Below are 18459 nucleotides of genomic sequence, written 5' to 3'. Positions count from 1 at the left end.
CCGCCGGCCACCGACTACGAGCGGATGAGCCAGAAGGCCAAAGAGGCGGCCGTCGCACTCGTCGCCTCTCTGCAGCGCGAGGCCGAGGAGGCCATCGCACGCCACATGGAGCAGATGGCGCACGCGAGCGAGGAAGCCAAGCGCGCATCTGAAGAGGCCGAATGGCATCGCAAGCGAGCCCTCCTCCGATACAGGGACACGCCTCAGCAGCAGTACGAGCGCCGAGAGCTCGCCGCCGCCGACATGAGGCGCCGCCGCCGCGAGAACAGGACAGCAGCATGACCCGCACCCTCGTCGTGGACATCCCCCGCGACTACTGGCTGTCCGCGAATCGCACCGTCGTCAACCACGGGTACCGGCGCCGGCTCATCGACGCCATCCACGACATCACCATCACCGCCGCACGCGCACAGAAGCTCGAAGCGCTCGACGGCCGGTTCACGGTCGCGTGGGAGATCCAGTACCCCAAGGGCGTCCGCACCGACAAGGGCGACCCGACGAACGCGAACCCCACATGCAAGGCAATCCTCGACGCCCTCGTCCCCCGCTGGCTTCCCGACGACGGGCCCCGGTACGTGGTCGAGGAGCGGTACCGGCGCGGCCCAAACCTCGACCAGCCCGGCGGTCACCGCGTCACTCTCCGGCTCATCGGGCAGGAGGTGCCGTTCTGATGGCGCGCACGAACCGCCGCTGGTTCATCGACGGCGACGAGATCCGACCAGGCGAGGAGGTCGAGCTGTGACGTGGTTCAAGGTCGACGACCGTCTGTGGGGGCACCCCAAGTGGCTCGCTACCCCCGTCCGCGCCCGCGGCCTGTGGGTCACCGCCGGGTCCTGGTCCGCCGGCATGGGAACTGACGGGCGCATCCCCCGGCACGTGCTCGCAGTGTTCGGGAACAACGCGAAGGACGCCGCCGCGCTCGTCGATGCCGGGCTGTGGCGGGAAACGAAGGACGGGTGGCGGTTCCACGGCTGGGAGGAGTTCCAGCCCGACGCCGCATCCGAGAAGGCCCGCCGTCACGCCGAGTCTGACGGTGGCGCTATGGGCAATCACGTGCGCTGGCACGTGGCCCGGAACATCTCGGTTCCGTCGTGCGGGTACTGCTCCGGGGAGATCGCCCCCGAATCGGGGGGCGATCGGGGGGGCGAATCGCCCCCGAATCCTCCCGACCCGACCCGACCCGATACCCGATCCGATCGGACCTCACCTTCCGTAGATGGATCTAGAGAGACCAAGCCCAAATCGTCCAGTTACGTACCGCGCAGACGCGGCGACGTCTTGGACTTGGAATCGAGACGAGCAGGAGGAACCCGCTGATGCTCTCCCGAACCGAGATCGAAAGACTCGCAGCAGCAGCACACGAACTCCGCCCCGACTGGCCCGTCAAGTCCCTCTGCACCTGGCTGCTCGGCACGCACGCCAACCGCGCATACCGGGACGTCGCAGTCGCCCTGGCGTGGGTGGCATGCGACCCGCAGACCAACACCCCGAAGCGCATGGACGAAGCCGGTCCGTGGTGGCAGGCGGTCAAGGTCGCCGGCTCAGACGCCACCGACCACCGGTACGCCAGGTGCCCCGAGCCGGGACACACGAGCTTCCCCGCCGCGAACTGTGCCGCGTGCCGGTCGGAGAAGTTGGCCGCCCCGGACGAGCAGACCGCCGCACCCACCCTCGCGATCAGCGCCGACCAGGCAGCGATCAACGAGCGCGGGGCAGCCAACGCCAAACGCGCACTCGCACACCACACCGCCCGCACCACCCGAACGAAGGAGCAGCCGGAATGACGCCGAACAGCGTGATTACGCGGCATTCCCGGGGTAGAATCGAAGCGGCCCCGACGAGTGCTGGTAACACTCCCCGGGGCCTGACCCACCATCTCGATCACAGCGAGAGGCAGGCTGCCGTGAAGGCTACCCGAAACTGCTCCGTGGACGGGTGCGAGCGCACCGTCCAGGCCCGCGGGCTCTGCAACCCGCACTACAAGTCCGCGCAGAAGCGAGGCACTCTCCCCGCGCGACAGCCCCGCGACTCGATGGCCGCGTTCTGGGCCAACGTGGACCGCACGCCGACGTGCTGGCTGTGGACGGGGTACATCACCAACTACGGCTACGGAGCGTTCGCCCCGAAGCGAGGCGTCACCAAGCGCGCCCACCGCGTCGCCTGGGAAGCGACCAACGGCCCCATCCCGGACGGACTCGTCCTCGACCATGTGTGCCGCGTCCGGCACTGCGTGCGCCCGGACCACCTCGAGCCGGTCACTGACGGCGAGAACACGCGTCGAGGCATCGGACCTTCCGCGCTCAACTCCCGCAAGACCAAGTGCTCCAAGGGACACCCGTTCACGCCCGAGAACACCAGGGTCGTGGGCGATGGCCGGCGATCGTGCTGGACCTGCACTCGGTCGAAGTGGGCGGCGATCCTCGCCCGCCAGCGGGCCGAGCGAGACGCACAGCAGTGCACCGGTACGGCCAAGCGCAGCGGAGCCCGCTGCCAACTCAAGACCGCGAGCCCCGACGGGCTCTGCCCCAACCACGCGAACGCAAAGGTGGCCTGACCATGACCGAGATCAAGACGGCATCTGAGCTCGACGCGCTGCCCGAGGGCAGTGTCGTGGCTGACGCAGACGACACCGCATGGCAGGTGGACCTGCACGAGCTGTGGCACCACACGGGCGACGAGGGGCCGCAGATGAGCGACCGCCTCGCCGAGTACTACGGCCCGCTGACGGTCCTGTTCCGCCCGGACGCCCCGCAGCCGGCCACGGGCATGGACGCGGTCGTCTCCGCGTCCGCCGGGATGTACGAGCACCCGGACGAGGACCCGGCCACGGGAGACGGCGTGGAGCGGGCCGCGCTTGCCCTGATGGCCGAGTGGGAGTGCGTCCCAGAGGTCACCGACGCGGCTGAGGGAACCGCCGTCTGCGAGCGGCACGACGCGAGCGTGTGGGTCGATCGGCTGTGCGAGTTCGCGGTGGCCGCTGCCCGCGCCGCCCTCGCCGCTGCCCGTGCTGGGGAGGCGAGGCCGCGCTGCACCTGCGACCAGGCGCACGGCCTGCACGACGCGTGGTGCCCCGCTCAGCGCGGCGGGGAGGCGGTGGACCGGGAGGCGCTTATCGATCACGTGCGGGCCACCCTTGCCCGCACGGACGAGAGGGACGAGCAGGTGGTCGACGCCGTCCTCGCCGCCCGGGGTGACGCCGCCACGCCGACCGTGACCGCCGAGCAGGTGCGGCAGAGCCTCGCTCTGGCCGGGGAGCACGGACGCTACGCCTGGTTCGTCCGGCGTCTGGCCGCGCTCGGAGTCGAGGTGACCCCGTGAACGACCCGAAGCACGACGCCGCATGGCACGGGACGGATGATCTGCGCTGCCGATGGAACTGGCACGCCTGGTACGAGGTCCGGCGGGTAGGTGACATCGGGCTCACGATCACCTGGCGACGGTGCTACCGGTGCGGCACCGAGCGGGCGACCCGATGACCGCCCAGCCGAAGCCGACCGCCGCCGAGCGCGCGGCGCAGGTCATCAACGCCGAGGTGAACTACCGCGCGTTCATCACCTACGACGACGCTCAGGACATCGTGCGGTTGCTGGCCGCTGCCGGGCTGCTCGCCACGGCCGAGCACGACGCACAGGTGGCAGCACAGGCGTGGGACGAGGGCTACACCGCGGGCAACGCCATCCGCTTCGCCGCGCACCTGAAGCCGAGGCGAGAGAGCAACCCATACCGGGCCACCTGAGACCGCGGGCTGGTCGGGTCCGGAAGAAGGTCACCAGCCGCCGCGCCTCAGCAGCAACACGGCCAGGAACCCGACCGCAGCACCCGACCAGCCCGCACCCGCGGTCCTAGGAGCGCCGAACAGGCGCGAACGGGGACCGGACTACACCCGAGTGATTCTGAGCCGTTAGAGAGGCGCACAGCATGTCCGCACCCATCGAAGTCACGACCAAGTACGCCACGTCCGTCGACGAGCTCGCAGACGCATGGGCGTTCGTCATGGCACGGCTCGACGCCGTCGGACCAGACCCACGCATCACCATCTCCCCGATCTGGACCTACAGCAGCGACGAGATCAGCAACCCCGGCTACCGGGCGCCGCGACGGTTCGAAGTCTGCGTGGAGGGCATGGTCCACGAGAGCGAGGCCAGGGCATGAGGATCCGGCTCACCATCGACATCGAGCGGCGGCGACCAGAGCCGGCGGAAGTCGAGCGCGAGGCCCAGGTGGATGCGCTCGTAGAGCGGTCCGAGCCCCAGCGCATCGGCTTCACGGCGAACCCAGGCCGCATCGAGCCGGAGGACCAGCGATGACCACCCCGGTCCTGACCCGCGTCCCACGTGACCTCGGGTGGGCGCAACTCGTCCGCGCCATCTGCCGGCACGCGCGAGTCCCCGTGTCCTCCGAGACGTACTGGACGCACGGGTACGGGGACATCCACATCGACCTCGGTGCGACGTCGGCTGTCGAAGCCAGGTACGCCGTCGAGCTCTACACCCTCCCGATCGGAGTCGAGTACCGGATCTTGGAGGACAGCGACAACGCAGCCGCATAAGTACAACCTGACAGCCTCGTAACTGGATTCACCACTGTCGACATGGGACAATTTGCACGTCAATCTCGTACCCGCCAGCGAGAGGCAACAACCCGATGAGCAACCACGCACACGAGTGGATCGCCGAGCGCACCTACAGCGCCGCCGCCACCACATACACCTGCGCCGACTGCGCAACGATGACCGCCGGCTGCAGCGAATGCGACCGACCGCTCGAGACCAGCCTCACCATCTGCCAGCCCTGCCTCACCCGCGCACAGCAGCTCATCACCGACGTCATCGACGCCATCGCAACCGTCCCCTTCCACATCGCCGAAGTCATGGGGCTCCGCGCCGTCCGATACGACCGCGACATCGTCACCACCTCCAACGACCGGGACCGCCTGCCCTTCGGGCTCGACGCCGTCATCGAGGACCCCGCCGACACCCGCATCGCCGCCGCCAAGCACCCCAACACCGCCGTCGACGTCCTCCACGGCTGGGCACAGGCATGGGCCGACACCCGCGGCGACCACAACCCCAGCCTGCAGTACCTCGTCGACCACACCCTCTGGGCAGCGCAGAACCCCGACGACTCCGGCTGGACCACCTACCTCGACGAAGCCCGCCAAGTCCGCGCAACCGTCCGCCGGCTCCTCGGGCTCGACCCCATCCGCGAACCCGCGCCCTGCGTCTACTGCTCCGGACCCGTCATCCGCGAATGGCTCCCCGACGGCCTCGACGACACCCGACGCTGCACCCGCTGCGGAACCACCTGGCCCGACGAAGACCGCCTCCGCTACACCAACCTGCACACCGTCTTCGCGCTCCCCCAGACCCACCCCGACGCCCTCGTCACCGCCGACGACGCACGCCGCATCCTCCCCGACCTCAAGCGCAACACCCTCAACCAGGCACTCAAGCGCGACCGCGAACGACCCGAGGCCGACCGCCGCATCCCCCAGCACGGAGAAGACGTCCGCGGACACGCCCTCTACCGACTCGGCGACATCGCCGGACTACTTACGACAGGAGCCGCAGCATGAGCGACGACACCTACGCGGCTCTTGAGGACGCCATCCGCGCACACATCACCAACCAACAGGGCGCCGACCGGTTCATCGTGGACTGGGCGCTCGCAGTCTCATCCAAGCCATTCGACGACAACTCAACCGGCTACGGCTTCACGTACTCCGACTCACAGCCACACGCCCTCGAAGGACTTACTCGGCGCATGCTCCGAAGCCTTGAGGCTGACGAGCAGGCCCAGTGATGAGTTACCGAAGCAAGGCCGCCGAGCCGGGCATCGACCCACTATCCGTGCCGTGCCCGCGATGCGGGGTGTCACTCGGAAAGATGTGCCGCATCGGACAGGGAACGCATCGTGACAGATGGGGGCTAGCCAAGAGCCGTGCTCGCGAGCACGAGGCCCGCGCAAAGGTCGGCTGCCACTGTACCAACCACATGGGCGGCCCCAAGGTGCAGCACCGCAGCAGGTCCGCAGCTGTGGCGTGGGTAATCCGAAGTCAAGCCCCGAAGGGCATGCGTTACGAGCCCTACCGATGCCCCAACAGCAACAAGTGGCACATCCGCACCGCCCGACAGGAAGCTCGCAGTGAGCGATAACGACGATCAGCGGCCCGCACCGTCGAGCAGGTGCACCTGCTACTGGGTGATCGCAGATTTGCGGTGCGACCTCGCCGAGCATGGCACCGAGACGCGACACGCGACCTTCGCCTACGGGCGCCAGTTGATCGAGTGGCCCGAACACGCATACCCCCACCCGATCGCATCGGACCTTCCGAGCTGGGTGTGGCGAGGCGAAGGGAGTGACTTGCAGGATCCCATTGATCTGGTACTGTCACCGGCAACAGGGAGAAGTGCACCCTGAACAAGGCCCCGAGACCGCGAGTCCGGGGCCTTTGCCATACCCACAAACACCCCGCCCGCGTCTCAGGGCCCTCGGACAGCAACCTGGCGGGTAGCGCGAGGCGAGCCAGACGAGGGGCGGGGGTAGACATGGCAGGACGACGCTGCCCCGGCAAAGACGAGCGAGACGGGCGCTCAACCGCATGCCCGACGATCCTCACCAACGGGGAACGCTACTGCCCACGCCACGCACGCGCCTACGAGCAGCGACGCGGGACACGGCAGGCACGCGGGTACGACACCCGGCACGACCGCATGAGGGCAGCACTCGTCGCACGCATGAACGCAGGCGAGACGATCCACTGCATCGACTGCGGCACCAAGCTCACCCCAGCCACGCTGGACCTCGGACACACCGAGGACCGCACGGCCTACCGAGGCCCGCAATGCGCGACGTGCAACCGCAGCGACGGCGGACGACGCGGACGCTTGACTCAGACGTGACCTGAAGGTCAAGCCCGGGTCAAGCGTGACCCCTCCGGACCCCAGGGGGGCACCCCGGGCCGCACCCCACCTGGACCGCCGGGGAGGGCGCTCGGTGGTGCGGAGGGTTCAGACCCTCTGGCCTTGGCCTCCGCTTGACCTTCCGGTTCGCGCAAGGCGGCCGGACTCGATGCCGCGCAAGGCGGCGACGGAATGGTGATGACGATGCCTGCTCGATCTCGAGTTGAGTTCGACCCGATGAGGATGGGTGTCCGGATCGCTGTCTCGCTGTGGGGCGGCGAGGGCGAATCGGCAGTCCTGACGTGGCCCTCGCAGCCGGAGCGCGCCATCGTCCGTGGCGAAGCTGAGCCCGAGGCGGACACGTGGCTTCGGCTCCCCGAGGACGCGGCCCGGGCGATGTACGAGGCTCTGGCGCAGTACTTCGGCGGCGCCGCGGACTCGGCGACTCTCCGCCGCGACTATGACGCTGAGCGTGCCCGCGTGGACGTGTTCATCCGACACCTCACCTCGGGGTCCTGATGCCTCGAGGTGGTGCACGTAACCGTTCTGGCCCTCCCGCTGACCCGAACTCTGGCCGCTCTGAGGTCCGTGGGTTCAAGCTGACGGCGCTTCCGGCTGAGGGTTTCCAGGGTGAGATCCCGGAGTTCCCCCTTCCGCGGCCGTCGAGCCGTGAGCTCGATGTGTGGGAGTCGGCTTGGCGGACTCCTCAGGCTTGTGCGTGGGCGATGCCGTCTGAGGCGTGGCGTGCGCGGACGGTGGCTCTGTGGGTTCGGACGTCGGTGCGTTGTGAGGATCCTGAGGCGCCGGCGTCTCTGATGGCTCAGCTTCACCGGTTCGCGGATCAGATCGGGATGACGACGGCCGGCCTGGCTGAGATGGGCTGGAAGGTCGCTGTCGATGAGACGGCGGCGAAGCGGGTCGAGCATGCGGCTGATCCGGTTCCGGCTCGTTCGTCGTCGCGGTCGAAGCTGAAGGTCGTGAACGGTGGGTCCTGACGACTGGGTCGTCGACTTCCCCACGCTCGGGTTCCTGGCTGCGGACTGGGTTGAGGCTCACTGCATCGTCCCGGATGGTTTCTCGCTGGGGCAGCCGTTCGTGATGGACGGCTGGCAGCTCTGGTGCGCGGTGAATCACTACCGGGTGCGCAAGGGGCAGGAGTTCGACCCTCAGCGCCCGGCTCAGGCGACCGCGTTCCACTACCGGCGGTCGCAGGTGGTTGGTCCGCAGAAGACGGGCAAGGGTCCGTGGTCGGCGGCGATCGTGACGTTCGAGGCTGTGGGTCCGTGCCTGTTCGCGGGTTGGGCTCGCGGTGGTGAGGTCTTCCGCTGCGAGGACGACGGTTGCGGTTGCGGCTTCGAGTACGTGTATGAGTCTGGCGAGCCGATGGGTATGCGTCGGCCGACGTCGCTGATTCAGCTCCTCGCGACGTCTGAGGATCAGGTCGACAACGTGTACCGGCCGCTGCAGGGCATGATCCGCCGTGGCGCACTGTCGGAGCGGATGCTTGTCCGTGAGGGGTTCATTCGGCTGCCTGAGGATGGCCGGATTGACCCGGTGACGGCGGCGGCGAACTCGAAGCTGGGTAACCCGATCAACTTCGCGGTGATGGATGAGTCGGGGCTGTACACGGCTCGGAACAAGCTGCTGAAGGTGTCGCAGACGATGCGGCGTGGCCTGGCGGGTATGGGTGGTCGTTCGATCGAGACGACGAACCCGTGGGATCCGATGGAGTCGTCGCAGGCTCAGCAGACGTTTGAGTCGCGGTCGGCGGACATCTTTCGGTTCTACCGGAAGCCGCCGGCTGATCTGTCGTATCGGAACAAGCGTGACCGGCACAAGATCCACCAGTTCGTGTATGCGGGGTCGCCGTGGGTGGATCTGGCTGCGATCGAGGCTGAGGCTGCGGAGCTGCTTGAGACGGATCCGACGCAGGCTGAGCGGTTCTTCGGGAACCGCCTGGTGCAGGGTCTCGGGTCGTACATGCAGGAGCCCTTGTGGGATGCGTCGAAGGCGCCGGAGCGGGTGGTGCTGCCGGGTGAGCGGATCGCGCTGGGGTTCGATGGTTCACGGTCTGGCGACTGGACTGCGCTGCGTGCGGAGACGCACGACGGGCACAGGTTCACGCCGAGGTATGGCCCGGATGATCGGCCGACGTTCTGGAACCCGGACGAGTGGGGCGGTCGAATCCCCCGCGATGAGGTGAACGTCGCGGTCGCGGAGATGTTCGACCGGTATGACGTGGCTCGCATGTACGTCGACCCGCGGTACTGGGAGACGCAGGCGGATGCGTGGGCGGCTGAGCACGGCGATGACGTCGTCGTGATGTGGCCGACGAACCAGGTGAATCGCATGTTCGATGCGCTGGTCAGGTTCCTTGAGGACACGACTGAGCGGCTGACGACGCATGACGACGACCCGACGTTGCGGCTGCATGCTCTGGCGGCGCGGAAGGTCGCGAAGCCTGGTGACAAGTACATCCTCGGCAAGCCGGCCGAGACGCAGAAGATCGACCTTCTGATGGCTGACGTGCTCGCGCATGAGGCTGCCGCTGATCAGCGGGCAGAGGGCTGGCAGAAGCAGGACAACCGCGTGATCGTGTTCCGTTAGGAGGCCGTTGTGGCGCGTGCCCTGACCTCCGATGAGATGGCAGTGTTCGACTCGCTGAAGCAGGAGCTGGGTGCGGCTCAGCTCGTGTTCGACACGGCTGATGCGTACTACGACGGGGTTCAGCGGCTCGAGCAGCTTGGGCTTGCGATCCCGCCGGAGCTGGCGAAGTTCACGGTGATCGTGAACTGGCCGCGTGTGGTTGTGGATGCGATCGCTGACCGCCTGGATGTGAAGGGGTTCCGGCTTCCGGGTACGGATGTCGGGGACTCGGAGCTGTGGCGGCAGTGGACGTCGAACGGGATGGTCGAGGCGGACCTGATGGGTCGCCTGGACTACCTGGTGTACGGGCGGACGTACAAGTGCGTGGGGTCGAACGAGCGTGATGCCCGGACGCCGCTGATCACCGTGGAGTCGCCGCGGCAGATGATCACTCGCCGGGATGCTCGGACGGGGAAGATCGTCGAGGCGCTGCGGCTGTACAACGTGGTGAACGGTGAGGCGCGTTCGGCGACGTGGTACCGGCTGAACGAGACGCACTGGCTCGATGGTGAGTCGGGTACGTGGCAGGTGACGGACTCGGACGAGCACGGCATGGACTACGTGCCGGTGGTTCCGACGTTCCGGCGCCGGCGCACGACGATTCCAGCGGGTCGGACCCTGCAGGGGACGTCGGCGATGGAGGACGTCATCCCGATCACGGATGCTGCGGCCCGGAACATCTCGAACGCCCAGCTTGGGCAGGAGACGCACGCGGTCCCGCAGCGTGGCGTGCTGGGCGCGTCGAAGGGTGACTTTGTCGACGCAGACGGCAAGCAGCTCACGGCGTGGGAGTCGTACTTCGGTGCTGTGTGGGCGCTGCAGAACGCGAACGCGAAGACGTTCCAGTTCGACGCGTCGGATATGCAGAACTTCGAGCGGATGATGGACCTGTACGCGCGACTTGCGTCCGGTGTGTCTGGTCTGCCGCCGAACTACTTCGGTCTTGCTGCGGATGATGCGGCGTCGGCGGATGCGATCCGGTCGCGTGAGTCGCGTCTGGTGAAGATCGCCGAGCGTGACCAGGTCGCGCTGGGTAACTCGGATGTCGAGGCGCTGCGGATCGCGATGCGGATCCGTGACGGCGTGTGGTCGGACGAGCTCGTCGGCATGGAAGCGCTCTGGTACGACGCCGGCACGCCGACGGTCGCCGCTCGTGCGGATGCGGTGGTGAAGCTGTTCGCGGCCACGGACTCGGCCGGCCGATCCCTCCTGCCCCGCGAGATGGCGATGGAGGAGCTGGGCTGGTCGCCCGCGAAGATCCAGCGGGCTCTGTCGCTGCTGGCGTCTGAGGAGTCGGACCCGTACCTGGCTGCGATGGCTGTGAAGGACCAGACCGGTGGTGCTGACGCAGGCGCTTCCGCAGTCGGCGCGTGAGTACGCGGTCGCGCAGCGGCGTGAGTCTCAGGCGGCGGTAGCGGCGGTTCTGCGGTTGTGGCGGCGGATGGGCGCGGACTTCGATGAGTCGTTCGCGCGGGTGCTGCCGTCGCTTCTGACGGTGGTGACGACGGCTCAGGGTCGGGTTGCTGAGGGCGCCCAGTCGTACGTGCCTGACGTGCTCGAGGAGACGGGCCAGTCGCGGGCTGCGGGGGCGTTCGCGACGGTTCGGGTCGATGGGCTGCTCGGCGTCGCAGGCGATGGCCGCCCGGTGGACTCCCTGTTGTTCGGTGGGGTGACGCACGCCAAGGAGCGTGTCGCGGCGGGAGCGACGGCTCAGCAGGCGCTCGTGGCTGGCGGGCAGTGGCTCTCGACTGCGGTTGGGACGCTCCTGTCGGACACGGGTCGGCAGGCAGAGTCCCTGGCGATCGGAGTTCGGCCCGTCGGCGGGTACGTGCGGATGCTGAACCCGCCGTCGTGTTCGCGGTGCGTCATCCTCGCCGGCCGCTGGTACTCGAAGTCGTCGGGTTTCCAGCGCCACCCCGGGTGCGACTGCCGACACATCCCGGCTTCGGAGTCGGTGGCCGGCGAGCTGACGGTGTCGCCGGTCGACTACTTCGACTCGCTGAGCGTCGAGCAGCAGGACGCGACGTTCACGAAGGCCGGAGCGGACGCGATCCGCAACGGCGCCGACATGAACCAGGTCGTGAACGCGCGTCGCGGCATGCGCCAGGCGCAGGTCGGCGGGCGACAGATCCTCATCACCACCGAGGGCACGACCAAGCGTGGCGCGGCGGCGCGAGCGCTTCGGACGGAGACGGGCGGCCGTCGTCCGCGGCTCATGCCTGAGTCGATCGCGCAGATCGCGACGAGCCGGGACGACTACCTGCGGCTGCTGCGCGCGAACGGCTACCTCACCTGACCACCGGGCCCGCAAGGGGCTCGGTCGACCTCTCGCAAGGAGAGACCCGAATGAGCACCGAGACCCCGGACCTCGTGGCCGCGCTGGACGCGACCGACCCGACCGCCGACCTGGACGTCGATGAGCCGACGCAGGGCACGGACCCCGTCGAGGACGACACCCCTGACGGCGGTGAGGACGAGCTCGGCGACGCCGGCAAGAAGGCGCTCGACCGCATGAAGGCGAAGCTGAAGGCGGAGCGGGCCGCGCGCCTGGCCGCTGAGGCGAAGCTGAACGAGACCACGCCTGCTGACGACGCCGAGCGGATCCAGCGTGAGGCTGACGCGCGGGCCGCAGCGAAGGCGAACGCGCGGATCCTGTCCGCGGAGGTCCGCGCCGCTGCTGCCGGCAAGCTGTCCGACCCGTCGGACGCACTGACCTTCATCGACCTGACTCAGTTCGACGTCGATGACGACGGCTCTGTCGACCAGGACGAGATCGCTGAGGCGATCGCTGACCTGGTGCGACGGAAGCCGTACCTGGCCGCGCAAGGCGGTCCGAAGTCCCCGAAGCCTGACCCCTCGCAAGGAGAGGGCGGGCGGGGTGCCGCAACCGCCGCTGACCGCTTCGCACAGCAGGTCGGCAACCTCATCTGACCGCCCGCTAGGGCATGAAAGGGGATCCCGATGGCCGGGATTGACGTCAACCGCACTACCAGCGGGGTCCGCCTGGACCCCGTCGTCTCCGCGGAGATCTGGTCGAAGACCGAGTACTCGTCCGCCGCCATGCAGCTCGCGCAGCAGATCCCGCTGCCGGGCCCGGGTGTGACCGTGGACATCATCACGGGTGAGCCCGAGGCGGCGTGGGTCGCGGAGACCGACAACAAGCCGGTGTCGCGTCCGACGCTCGGTTCGAAGCTGATGACGCCGTACACGCTCGCCGTGATCGTGCCGTTCTCGAACCAGTTCCGCCGGGACAAGGCGCGGCTCTACAACGAGCTCGTCCGCAAGCTCCCGCAGGCGCTGGCGAAGAAGTTCGACCAGACTGTGTTCGGCGACGTCGCGGCTCCGGGCGCGAACTTCGACAAGCTGTCCGGTGCGACCGCTGTCGGCATCGCCGGCAACACGTACAAGGGCCTCGTGGCCGCGGACCAGGCCGTCGCGACCGGTGGCGGCACCCTGAACGGCTGGGCGATCAGCCCGCAGGGTCGCGGTCTTCTCCTGGGCGCGGTGGACGGCTTCGGTCGCCCGCTGTTCCTGTCGAACCCGAACGACCAGGGTTCGGTGGCGAACCTCCTGGGCGCTCCGGTGTACCTGTCGAACGGCGTGTACCTCGCTGACGCTGACGGTGCCGGCTCCGGTACCGCGGCTCAGCTCGGGTTCGCCGGCGACTGGTCGTCCGCTGCGTGGGGCTCCGTGGAGGGCGTGTCGATCAGCATCGCTGACCAGGCCACGCTGACCGACGGGTCCACGCAGATCAACCTGTGGCAGCGGAACATGTTCGCTGTCCGCGCCGAGATCGAGATCGGCTTCCGGGTTCGCGACATCGCGCACTTCGTGAAGCTGACCTCGGAGACTCAGCCCTGATGGCTGAGCTGCGGAGCCCGTTCGATGGCGGGGTGATCGACGTGCCTGATGCGCTGGTCGACCGCTACGTCGAGGGCGGGTGGGTCAAGGGCGAGACGCAGAGGCCGGTTCGCCGGCGCAAGGCGTCCGAGTCGGACGACAAGGGCGAGTAGTCGGAGGGTGGGGCGGTCATGACGTATGCGGTCCTGGCGGATGTCGCGACGCGGCTTGGCCGCCCCATCACCGACTCGAACGAGGTCGCTCAGGTCGAGGCGTGGCTGGGTGACGTCGAGAGCCTGATCCTGGCGCGGATCCCGGATCTCGCCGACCGGGTGGCAGGCGGTGTGCCGTCTGAGGCTGTCGTGAAGATGGTCGAGGCGAACGCGGTCGTCCGGAAGGTGAAGAACCCGGATGGCAAGCAGAACGAGCGGATCGACGACTACTCGTACGGCCTCAACGCCGACGCCGCCCGGGGGGACCTGTTCCTCACCGATGCCGAGTGGGCGCTGCTCGAGCCAGGCTCTGGTGAGGGCGCGTTCACCATTCGCCCGCAGGGTCTCGACCGGCGGCGTGGCGAGTGGGTTCACCCTGACGTTTGGGTGCCGCTGCCGTGAGCGCGGAGTCGGCGGTTCGTGCGGGTCGTGAGGCTGCGGTGCGGCAGATGGTCGATGCGTGCACGATCGGACGTGGGGGTGGCGACCCTGACCCGATCACGGGTGCTCCGACGCGGACCGAGGTCTACAGCGGGCCGTGCAAGGTGCAAACCTGGGAGGCGCAAGAGTCCCGCCCCGAGGCTGGTGAGTTCCAGTACACGCAGCAGCGGTACACGGTGCACGTCCCGGTCGGCTCGTACCGCCCCCAGGTCGGCGATGTGGTGACGATCACACTCGCTCAGCGAGACCCGTTCCTGGCGGGTCGGGAGTTCCGAGTAGTTGCGCTGCTGCACAAGTCGCTTGCGACGGCGTACCGGCTGGCGGTGTCGACTGATGTCTGAGATCGAGGGCCTGCGCGAACTGTCCGCGGATCTGGGTCGGATCGCGGCGGAGGCGCTGCCCGAGGTCGACCGGATCGCGCAGAAGGGCGCTCAGAACGTCAAGGACGCGATGGTGGAGGACGCGCAGGGCTCGAGGTCGTTCCGGCCGATTGCCCGCAGCATCTCCTACGACCGGTCGTACGGGGTCGGGCAGGTCGCGTATGAGGTCGGGCCGGACAAGTCGCGTGGCGGTCAGCTCGGTGTGATCGCGTACTTCGGTGGCGCGAATGGTGGCGGCGGGACGCTGGACATCGATGGCCCGTTGAAGGCTGAGGAGCCGCGTCTGATGGCGCAGCTCGACAAGTGGCTTGGGGGGCTGTGATGGCGTCCCTGTTCGACAGCGTGAAGGCGCTACTCCCGGCCACGGTGACTGTCGCTGGGACGGCGCTGCCGCTGAAGGTGTATGACACGCGGGTGCACGAGAAGCCCGCGCAGGACTACTTCGTGCTGAACGTCCGCACGCCGGATGTGACGGAGCGCTCCGAGGCTGCGACGCGTCTCGCGCACGGCATCCGCGTGTGGGTGACGTCTGTCGGCCGCTCTGGAACCACGGTGCGCGCTTTCACCGATGCAGTCGAGCGCGCGATGGACCAGGCCGAGATCACCCCCGATGGCTGGGGGCCGTGTCGTCTCCTGCTGGACAACGTGCGCGGCCCTGACGACGACCCGGACGTGGTGTTCACGAACGGGTCGGTTGCGGTGTGGGCGCTGTCTGAGTTCGTCATCACGGCGTCCCGCACCGCCTGACCAACCACCTACCGTCACCCCGCCGACCGCGGGGCCCTCGTCGTGCCCAGGAGGCAGTGATGACCACGTACGTCCGTGTCCGCGACGCAGAGCTGAAGCACGAGTTCGACGTTCCGGAGGGCCACCCGTTCATCGAGCGGGGCCTGTACGAGCCGGTCAAGAGCGACCGGTACCCGCCGTCGCACGTCGCGCGCCCCATGAAGGCGCACATCAAGCCCGCGTCCACCCGGGCGCGTCAGTCGGCGACCTCTGCGGAGGCGCCGCAGGTCGCCACTGAGAAGGAGAACTGAGCATGTCGAACATCCCGAGCACTCCGGCTGACGGCAACGTCAAGACCGTCATCGCCACAATCGCGAACGCCGCCGCCCCGACCGTGACCGAGCTGAACGCCGGCACCGCCGTGGACATCTCCTGCTACATCACGGCCGGCGGGTTCGTGCTGGGGCAGGACCAGGCGCCGATCGCGGACGACCGTGAGTGCGACACGTTCACGGCTGAGCAGCCGGGCCGGAAGTCGTACTCGGGTTCGTCGATCACCGCGATCGACAACACGAACACCGTGAACGAGGCGACGTACAACGACGCGAACGACGCGCTGACCGAGGGCGCGACGGTGAAGATCGCGCGCCGGTACGGGCTGCCGCACACGACCGACTTCGTGGCGACCACGCAGAAGACGGACGTGATCGTCGCTGTCGTCGGGGCGAAGCGGCGCGTGGCGGTCGAGGCGAACTCGACACTGCGGTCGATGTGGCCGCTGTACGTGCAGGAGTACCACCAGGACGTCACGGTCGCCACCGGCGCCTGACCTCGTAGTCCCCCGCCCTCGCGCTTTCCCCCTGGTCCGGGGCGCGAGGGCGGGGCTCCACTGCCAGGACCAGGAACCCGGACCGGGGAGTTCGCATGTTTGACATCACCACCGCGCTCGGCCGCGCTCAGCAGGCTGCCGCAGACGACATCAGCGTCTCGTCTGGCGTCAGCATGGATGAGGCCGAGCGGATCGTCGCCGCCGTCGTGGCGCAGTTTCGTCTGTCGGCGGTGATGGCGTGAGCATCACGGTGACGCGGCCGGAGACGACGGTCGAGTTCTGCACGAACATCGCGCTTCGGTCGGAGCATGAGCGTGCTGTGGCGGCGGTGAAGGCGGCCCAGCAGGCGGCGCAGTCGGATCCCCGGGAGACGGGTTCTGTGGCTGTGCGTGAGGCGGCTGAGCGGGTGCAGGCGCTCGAGGCTGAGATGCGGTCGAGCACGCTGACGTTCACGATCCGTGGTCTGCGCCGGAAGGTGTGGGTGGAGTTCGTGGAGTCGAACCCGCCGCGTGAGGGGAACGCTGGGGACAAGTCGTACGGCATCAACGTGTCGGCGCTGGACTCGGTGATCCCGGACTCGATCGTGGCGGTGAAGGGACCGGACGGTTCGGATGCGCCGTTCGACCCGACGTCGGAGTGGGCGGAGCTCGCTGACGAGATGACGAACGGCCAGTGGTCGGACTTCGCGAACGCCGTGATCCTCGTGAATCACGAGGTGAGGTCCGCCCCTTTCTCGCAGCTCGCGTCGGCAGTGATCCGGCGCTCCGAGCCGACCTCGACCGCGCAGCCGAGCTAGGGATTTCCCTCAAGCGGTTCAACGGGTGGGAGCCGCGGACGTTCTACCACTACGACGCTGACGGCCGGCTGTTGTTCACGCAGCCGGAGGTCGAGTGGGACGACACGGAGCAGGAGTGGATGCGCGCCCGTGCTGACTGGCGCGAAAACCACATCTGCCCGCTGTGCGGGTACCCGAAGGAGTATTGCCAGGCGCCCGAGACGGAGTTCGAGCTCGCTGAGCCGAAGCGGATCCGCTGCCACATCACGACGCGGCTGCGGGACGCGCAGAAGGCATACGCCAGCCTGCCGACGGCCAAGCCCGAAGGGCTGCTGTGGGTGCCGGAGTTCCGTCAGTAGTCGAAGGCGTCTGCGTACTCGGGGCACCAGCGGGCGGTGATGGCCTGGCCGACCTCGAATGCCTGCTGCTCGGTGTCGACAGAGTCCCGAAGCACAAGCACGGCCATCTTGCGGTCGTCCTCGCTGAGGTTGCTCATGTCGTCGCAGAGGCCCTTGGCGGTGTCGTCGAGCTCGTCGTCGGTGTAGTCCGCGAAGTCTCCGACGCGCATGGCGTCGTAGAACTCCTGGTCGGTCGACGCCTCGCCCTCGGGGCTGGACGAGCACCCGGCGAGTAGCAGCGTGGCCGCGCCAACGGCGGCGGCGATCCCCCTGATGTTCATGGGCTCAGTGTGCCTCAAGAACACTCTTCGGGGATACGCGATGTCGTAGAATCGATACCAACAGAACGGCCCTGGCCGACGCGCCAACGTCAACCAGGGCCTGACCGCGACACCTAGGTAGAGGTGAACGGCTTGAACAAGCGTACCTGCAGCATCGACGGCTGCGACAAGCCCTACTACGGGCGTGGATGGTGCCGCGCCCACTGGGCTCGAGCTCGGCGGCACGGAGACCCTGAGCACAACGGCCGGCCCCGCAGGCAAGGTGTTGAGCCGTGCGCCATGCCCGAGTGCCCAGACTTCCTCTACGCGCACGGATGGTGCGTGAAGCACTACAAGCGATGGAAGAAGACAGGCGACCCGAACGGGACGCTGCGCGTAAAGCGCCAAGGCGTCGAGCCCTGCGTCATCGCCGGGTGCGAAGGGACCTACTTCAATCGCGGGTGGTGCAAGAAGCACTATGCCAGGTGGTACAAGCACGGCGACCCTCTCTACCGGGTCAGAGGCGAAGTGCGTGACGGATGCCGTCAGTGCCAAGACTGCAAGAGGGACCTACCCGTAGAGGAGTTCGCGACTTACAAGACCCGGTGCCGGCCGTGTGGGGCAGCCCATGCCGCCGCGAAGAGAGCGCCCTACGAACCGAAGCGCTACCTGCCCGCGATCTGTGACATGTGCGGCACTCCTTTCATGGGGAACGCCAAGCAGACGCGGTACTGCTCCCGGGACTGCGCGTCTGCGAACAAGAACCGGGCGAACTGGCCTCACTTGAACGCGCGCCGAGCGCGGCTGCGCGAGGCGTTCGTCGAGAAGTTCGACCGCATCGAGATCTTCGAGCGCGACGGCTGGGTGTGTGGGATCTGCGGCGGCGACGTCGACCCCGATACAGCCTGGCCCGACCCGTCCAGCGCCAGCCTGGACCACATCGTTCCCGTGTCCCGCGGAGGGAAGCACGAGCGCGCCAACGCTCAGTGCTCCCACCTCGCCTGCAACGTCAAGAAGGGCGCGTCAGCCGCATAGGCCGCCGCCCCGAGAG

General features: G+C 68.1%; 29 protein-coding genes. 28 read left to right on the top strand and 1 reads right to left on the bottom strand.

Annotated elements, in window-relative coordinates:
- Nucleotides 1-24: 24 nt before the first annotated feature.
- The 27 genes from MHY85_RS05255 (at nt 25) to MHY85_RS05125 (ending at nt 17109) form a co-directional block, all read left to right on the top strand.
- Nucleotides 25-282: a hypothetical protein gene (locus MHY85_RS05255; RefSeq protein ID WP_239193820.1), complete on the top strand. Its 258-nt coding sequence runs from the start codon at nt 25-27 to the stop codon at nt 280-282.
- Nucleotides 279-671, top strand: coding sequence for a hypothetical protein (locus tag MHY85_RS05250; RefSeq protein WP_239193818.1), 393 nt, complete (start codon nt 279-281; stop codon nt 669-671). Before MHY85_RS05255 ends, MHY85_RS05250 begins: the two co-directional genes overlap by 4 nt.
- Before the next feature lie 645 nt (nt 672-1316).
- Nucleotides 1317-1784 carry a hypothetical protein gene (locus MHY85_RS05245; RefSeq protein ID WP_239193816.1) on the top strand — a complete coding sequence of 156 codons (468 nt, stop codon included), beginning with the start codon at nt 1317-1319 and terminating at the stop codon, nt 1782-1784.
- A 248-nt stretch (nt 1785-2032) separates the two neighbouring features.
- Nucleotides 2033-2554 carry an HNH endonuclease signature motif containing protein gene (locus MHY85_RS05240; RefSeq protein WP_239193814.1) on the top strand — a complete coding sequence of 174 codons (522 nt, stop codon included), beginning with the start codon at nt 2033-2035 and terminating at the stop codon, nt 2552-2554.
- Between the two features lie 2 nt (nt 2555-2556).
- The gene (locus MHY85_RS05235) at nt 2557-3318 is read left to right on the top strand and encodes a hypothetical protein (protein ID WP_239193812.1); all 762 of its coding nucleotides are present in this window, start codon (nt 2557-2559) and stop codon (nt 3316-3318) included.
- Nucleotides 3319-3448: 130 nt separating this feature from the next.
- Nucleotides 3449-3736 (top strand): hypothetical protein, encoded by a 288-nt coding sequence (locus MHY85_RS05230; protein WP_239193810.1) that lies wholly within the window; start codon nt 3449-3451, stop codon nt 3734-3736.
- 182 nt (nt 3737-3918) lie between these two features.
- Entirely contained in the window at nt 3919-4152 is a 234-nt protein-coding gene (locus tag MHY85_RS05225; RefSeq protein ID WP_239193808.1) for a hypothetical protein, read from the top strand.
- Nucleotides 4149-4307, top strand: coding sequence for a hypothetical protein (locus MHY85_RS05220; RefSeq protein WP_239193806.1), 159 nt, complete (start codon nt 4149-4151; stop codon nt 4305-4307). The genes MHY85_RS05225 and MHY85_RS05220 overlap by 4 nt, the downstream gene beginning before the upstream one ends.
- A complete protein-coding gene (locus MHY85_RS05215) occupies nt 4304-4549 on the top strand; it encodes a hypothetical protein (protein WP_239193804.1) in 246 nt (81 codons plus the stop codon). The genes MHY85_RS05220 and MHY85_RS05215 overlap by 4 nt, the downstream gene beginning before the upstream one ends.
- A 95-nt stretch (nt 4550-4644) precedes the next feature.
- Nucleotides 4645-5574, top strand: coding sequence for a hypothetical protein (locus tag MHY85_RS05210; RefSeq protein WP_239193802.1), 930 nt, complete (start codon nt 4645-4647; stop codon nt 5572-5574).
- Nucleotides 5571-5801 carry a hypothetical protein gene (locus MHY85_RS05205; RefSeq protein WP_239193800.1) on the top strand — a complete coding sequence of 77 codons (231 nt, stop codon included), beginning with the start codon at nt 5571-5573 and terminating at the stop codon, nt 5799-5801. Before MHY85_RS05210 ends, MHY85_RS05205 begins: the two co-directional genes overlap by 4 nt.
- Before the next feature lie 1292 nt (nt 5802-7093).
- Nucleotides 7094-7420, top strand: coding sequence for a hypothetical protein (locus MHY85_RS05200; protein ID WP_239193798.1), 327 nt, complete (start codon nt 7094-7096; stop codon nt 7418-7420).
- A 465-nt stretch (nt 7421-7885) separates the two neighbouring features.
- Nucleotides 7886-9508: a phage terminase family protein gene (locus MHY85_RS05195; RefSeq protein WP_239193796.1), complete on the top strand. Its 1623-nt coding sequence runs from the start codon at nt 7886-7888 to the stop codon at nt 9506-9508.
- A gap of 42 nt (nt 9509-9550) precedes the next feature.
- Entirely contained in the window at nt 9551-10921 is a 1371-nt protein-coding gene (locus MHY85_RS05190) for a phage portal protein (RefSeq protein WP_239193794.1), read from the top strand.
- The gene (locus MHY85_RS05185; RefSeq protein WP_239193792.1) at nt 10884-11843 is read left to right on the top strand and encodes a hypothetical protein; all 960 of its coding nucleotides are present in this window, start codon (nt 10884-10886) and stop codon (nt 11841-11843) included. Before MHY85_RS05190 ends, MHY85_RS05185 begins: the two co-directional genes overlap by 38 nt.
- A gap of 50 nt (nt 11844-11893) precedes the next feature.
- Nucleotides 11894-12478 carry a hypothetical protein gene (locus MHY85_RS05180; RefSeq protein WP_239193790.1) on the top strand — a complete coding sequence of 195 codons (585 nt, stop codon included), beginning with the start codon at nt 11894-11896 and terminating at the stop codon, nt 12476-12478.
- Between the two features lie 30 nt (nt 12479-12508).
- A complete protein-coding gene (locus MHY85_RS05175) occupies nt 12509-13408 on the top strand; it encodes a phage major capsid protein (RefSeq protein ID WP_239193788.1) in 900 nt (299 codons plus the stop codon).
- On the top strand, nt 13408-13560 hold the full coding sequence (locus tag MHY85_RS05170) for a hypothetical protein (protein ID WP_239193786.1): 153 nt from the start codon (nt 13408-13410) through the stop codon (nt 13558-13560). The genes MHY85_RS05175 and MHY85_RS05170 overlap by 1 nt, the downstream gene beginning before the upstream one ends.
- Before the next feature lie 18 nt (nt 13561-13578).
- Nucleotides 13579-14001 carry a Gp19/Gp15/Gp42 family protein gene (locus tag MHY85_RS05165; RefSeq protein WP_239193784.1) on the top strand — a complete coding sequence of 141 codons (423 nt, stop codon included), beginning with the start codon at nt 13579-13581 and terminating at the stop codon, nt 13999-14001.
- Nucleotides 13998-14381, top strand: a complete 384-nt coding sequence (locus MHY85_RS05160; protein ID WP_308191318.1) for a DUF6093 family protein — start codon at nt 13998-14000, stop codon at nt 14379-14381. Before MHY85_RS05165 ends, MHY85_RS05160 begins: the two co-directional genes overlap by 4 nt.
- Entirely contained in the window at nt 14374-14742 is a 369-nt protein-coding gene (locus MHY85_RS05155; protein ID WP_239193782.1) for an HK97 gp10 family phage protein, read from the top strand. The genes MHY85_RS05160 and MHY85_RS05155 overlap by 8 nt, the downstream gene beginning before the upstream one ends.
- Nucleotides 14742-15167, top strand: a complete 426-nt coding sequence (locus tag MHY85_RS05150) for a hypothetical protein (protein ID WP_239193780.1) — start codon at nt 14742-14744, stop codon at nt 15165-15167. The genes MHY85_RS05155 and MHY85_RS05150 overlap by 1 nt, the downstream gene beginning before the upstream one ends.
- Before the next feature lie 59 nt (nt 15168-15226).
- Nucleotides 15227-15457 carry a hypothetical protein gene (locus MHY85_RS05145; RefSeq protein ID WP_239193778.1) on the top strand — a complete coding sequence of 77 codons (231 nt, stop codon included), beginning with the start codon at nt 15227-15229 and terminating at the stop codon, nt 15455-15457.
- A gap of 2 nt (nt 15458-15459) precedes the next feature.
- Nucleotides 15460-15975 (top strand): hypothetical protein, encoded by a 516-nt coding sequence (locus MHY85_RS05140; protein WP_239193776.1) that lies wholly within the window; start codon nt 15460-15462, stop codon nt 15973-15975.
- 95 nt (nt 15976-16070) lie between these two features.
- Entirely contained in the window at nt 16071-16217 is a 147-nt protein-coding gene (locus MHY85_RS05135) for a hypothetical protein (RefSeq protein WP_239193774.1), read from the top strand.
- A complete protein-coding gene (locus MHY85_RS05130) occupies nt 16214-16771 on the top strand; it encodes a hypothetical protein (protein WP_239193772.1) in 558 nt (185 codons plus the stop codon). Before MHY85_RS05135 ends, MHY85_RS05130 begins: the two co-directional genes overlap by 4 nt.
- A gap of 71 nt (nt 16772-16842) precedes the next feature.
- Entirely contained in the window at nt 16843-17109 is a 267-nt protein-coding gene (locus tag MHY85_RS05125) for a hypothetical protein (protein ID WP_239193770.1), read from the top strand.
- Here MHY85_RS05125 and MHY85_RS05120 read toward each other — a convergent pair.
- Nucleotides 17103-17429, bottom strand: a complete 327-nt coding sequence (locus tag MHY85_RS05120) for a DUF732 domain-containing protein (protein ID WP_239193768.1) — start codon at nt 17427-17429, stop codon at nt 17103-17105. The genes MHY85_RS05125 and MHY85_RS05120 overlap by 7 nt on opposite strands.
- A gap of 321 nt (nt 17430-17750) precedes the next feature.
- Between MHY85_RS05120 and MHY85_RS21745 the strand changes: the two genes are divergently transcribed.
- Nucleotides 17751-18443 (top strand): HNH endonuclease, encoded by a 693-nt coding sequence (locus MHY85_RS21745; protein ID WP_239193766.1) that lies wholly within the window; start codon nt 17751-17753, stop codon nt 18441-18443.
- Nucleotides 18444-18459: the final 16 nt, after the last annotated feature.

Origin of the sequence: Cellulomonas sp. ACRRI (assembly GCF_022346185.1) — a bacterium.
Lineage (GTDB): Bacteria > Actinomycetota > Actinomycetes > Actinomycetales > Cellulomonadaceae > Cellulomonas.
This window is presented reverse-complemented; position numbering and strand designations above follow the sequence as displayed.

Coding starts and splice junctions, on each gene's coding strand:
- MHY85_RS05255 (WP_239193820.1), top strand. CDS start 25: ATGAGCCAGAAGGCCAAAGAGGCGGCCGTCGCACTCGTCGCCTCTCTG.
- MHY85_RS05250 (WP_239193818.1), top strand. CDS start 279: ATGACCCGCACCCTCGTCGTGGACATCCCCCGCGACTACTGGCTGTCC.
- MHY85_RS05245 (WP_239193816.1), top strand. CDS start 1,317: ATGCTCTCCCGAACCGAGATCGAAAGACTCGCAGCAGCAGCACACGAA.
- MHY85_RS05240 (WP_239193814.1), top strand. CDS start 2,033: ATGGCCGCGTTCTGGGCCAACGTGGACCGCACGCCGACGTGCTGGCTG.
- MHY85_RS05235 (WP_239193812.1), top strand. CDS start 2,557: ATGACCGAGATCAAGACGGCATCTGAGCTCGACGCGCTGCCCGAGGGC.
- MHY85_RS05225 (WP_239193808.1), top strand. CDS start 3,919: ATGTCCGCACCCATCGAAGTCACGACCAAGTACGCCACGTCCGTCGAC.
- MHY85_RS05220 (WP_239193806.1), top strand. CDS start 4,149: ATGAGGATCCGGCTCACCATCGACATCGAGCGGCGGCGACCAGAGCCG.
- MHY85_RS05215 (WP_239193804.1), top strand. CDS start 4,304: ATGACCACCCCGGTCCTGACCCGCGTCCCACGTGACCTCGGGTGGGCG.
- MHY85_RS05210 (WP_239193802.1), top strand. CDS start 4,645: ATGAGCAACCACGCACACGAGTGGATCGCCGAGCGCACCTACAGCGCC.
- MHY85_RS05205 (WP_239193800.1), top strand. CDS start 5,571: ATGAGCGACGACACCTACGCGGCTCTTGAGGACGCCATCCGCGCACAC.
- MHY85_RS05200 (WP_239193798.1), top strand. CDS start 7,094: ATGGTGATGACGATGCCTGCTCGATCTCGAGTTGAGTTCGACCCGATG.
- MHY85_RS05180 (WP_239193790.1), top strand. CDS start 11,894: ATGAGCACCGAGACCCCGGACCTCGTGGCCGCGCTGGACGCGACCGAC.
- MHY85_RS05175 (WP_239193788.1), top strand. CDS start 12,509: ATGGCCGGGATTGACGTCAACCGCACTACCAGCGGGGTCCGCCTGGAC.
- MHY85_RS05170 (WP_239193786.1), top strand. CDS start 13,408: ATGGCTGAGCTGCGGAGCCCGTTCGATGGCGGGGTGATCGACGTGCCT.
- MHY85_RS05165 (WP_239193784.1), top strand. CDS start 13,579: ATGACGTATGCGGTCCTGGCGGATGTCGCGACGCGGCTTGGCCGCCCC.
- MHY85_RS05155 (WP_239193782.1), top strand. CDS start 14,374: ATGTCTGAGATCGAGGGCCTGCGCGAACTGTCCGCGGATCTGGGTCGG.
- MHY85_RS05150 (WP_239193780.1), top strand. CDS start 14,742: ATGGCGTCCCTGTTCGACAGCGTGAAGGCGCTACTCCCGGCCACGGTG.
- MHY85_RS05145 (WP_239193778.1), top strand. CDS start 15,227: ATGACCACGTACGTCCGTGTCCGCGACGCAGAGCTGAAGCACGAGTTC.
- MHY85_RS05140 (WP_239193776.1), top strand. CDS start 15,460: ATGTCGAACATCCCGAGCACTCCGGCTGACGGCAACGTCAAGACCGTC.
- MHY85_RS05135 (WP_239193774.1), top strand. CDS start 16,071: ATGTTTGACATCACCACCGCGCTCGGCCGCGCTCAGCAGGCTGCCGCA.
- MHY85_RS05120 (WP_239193768.1), bottom strand. CDS start 17,429: ATGAACATCAGGGGGATCGCCGCCGCCGTTGGCGCGGCCACGCTGCTA.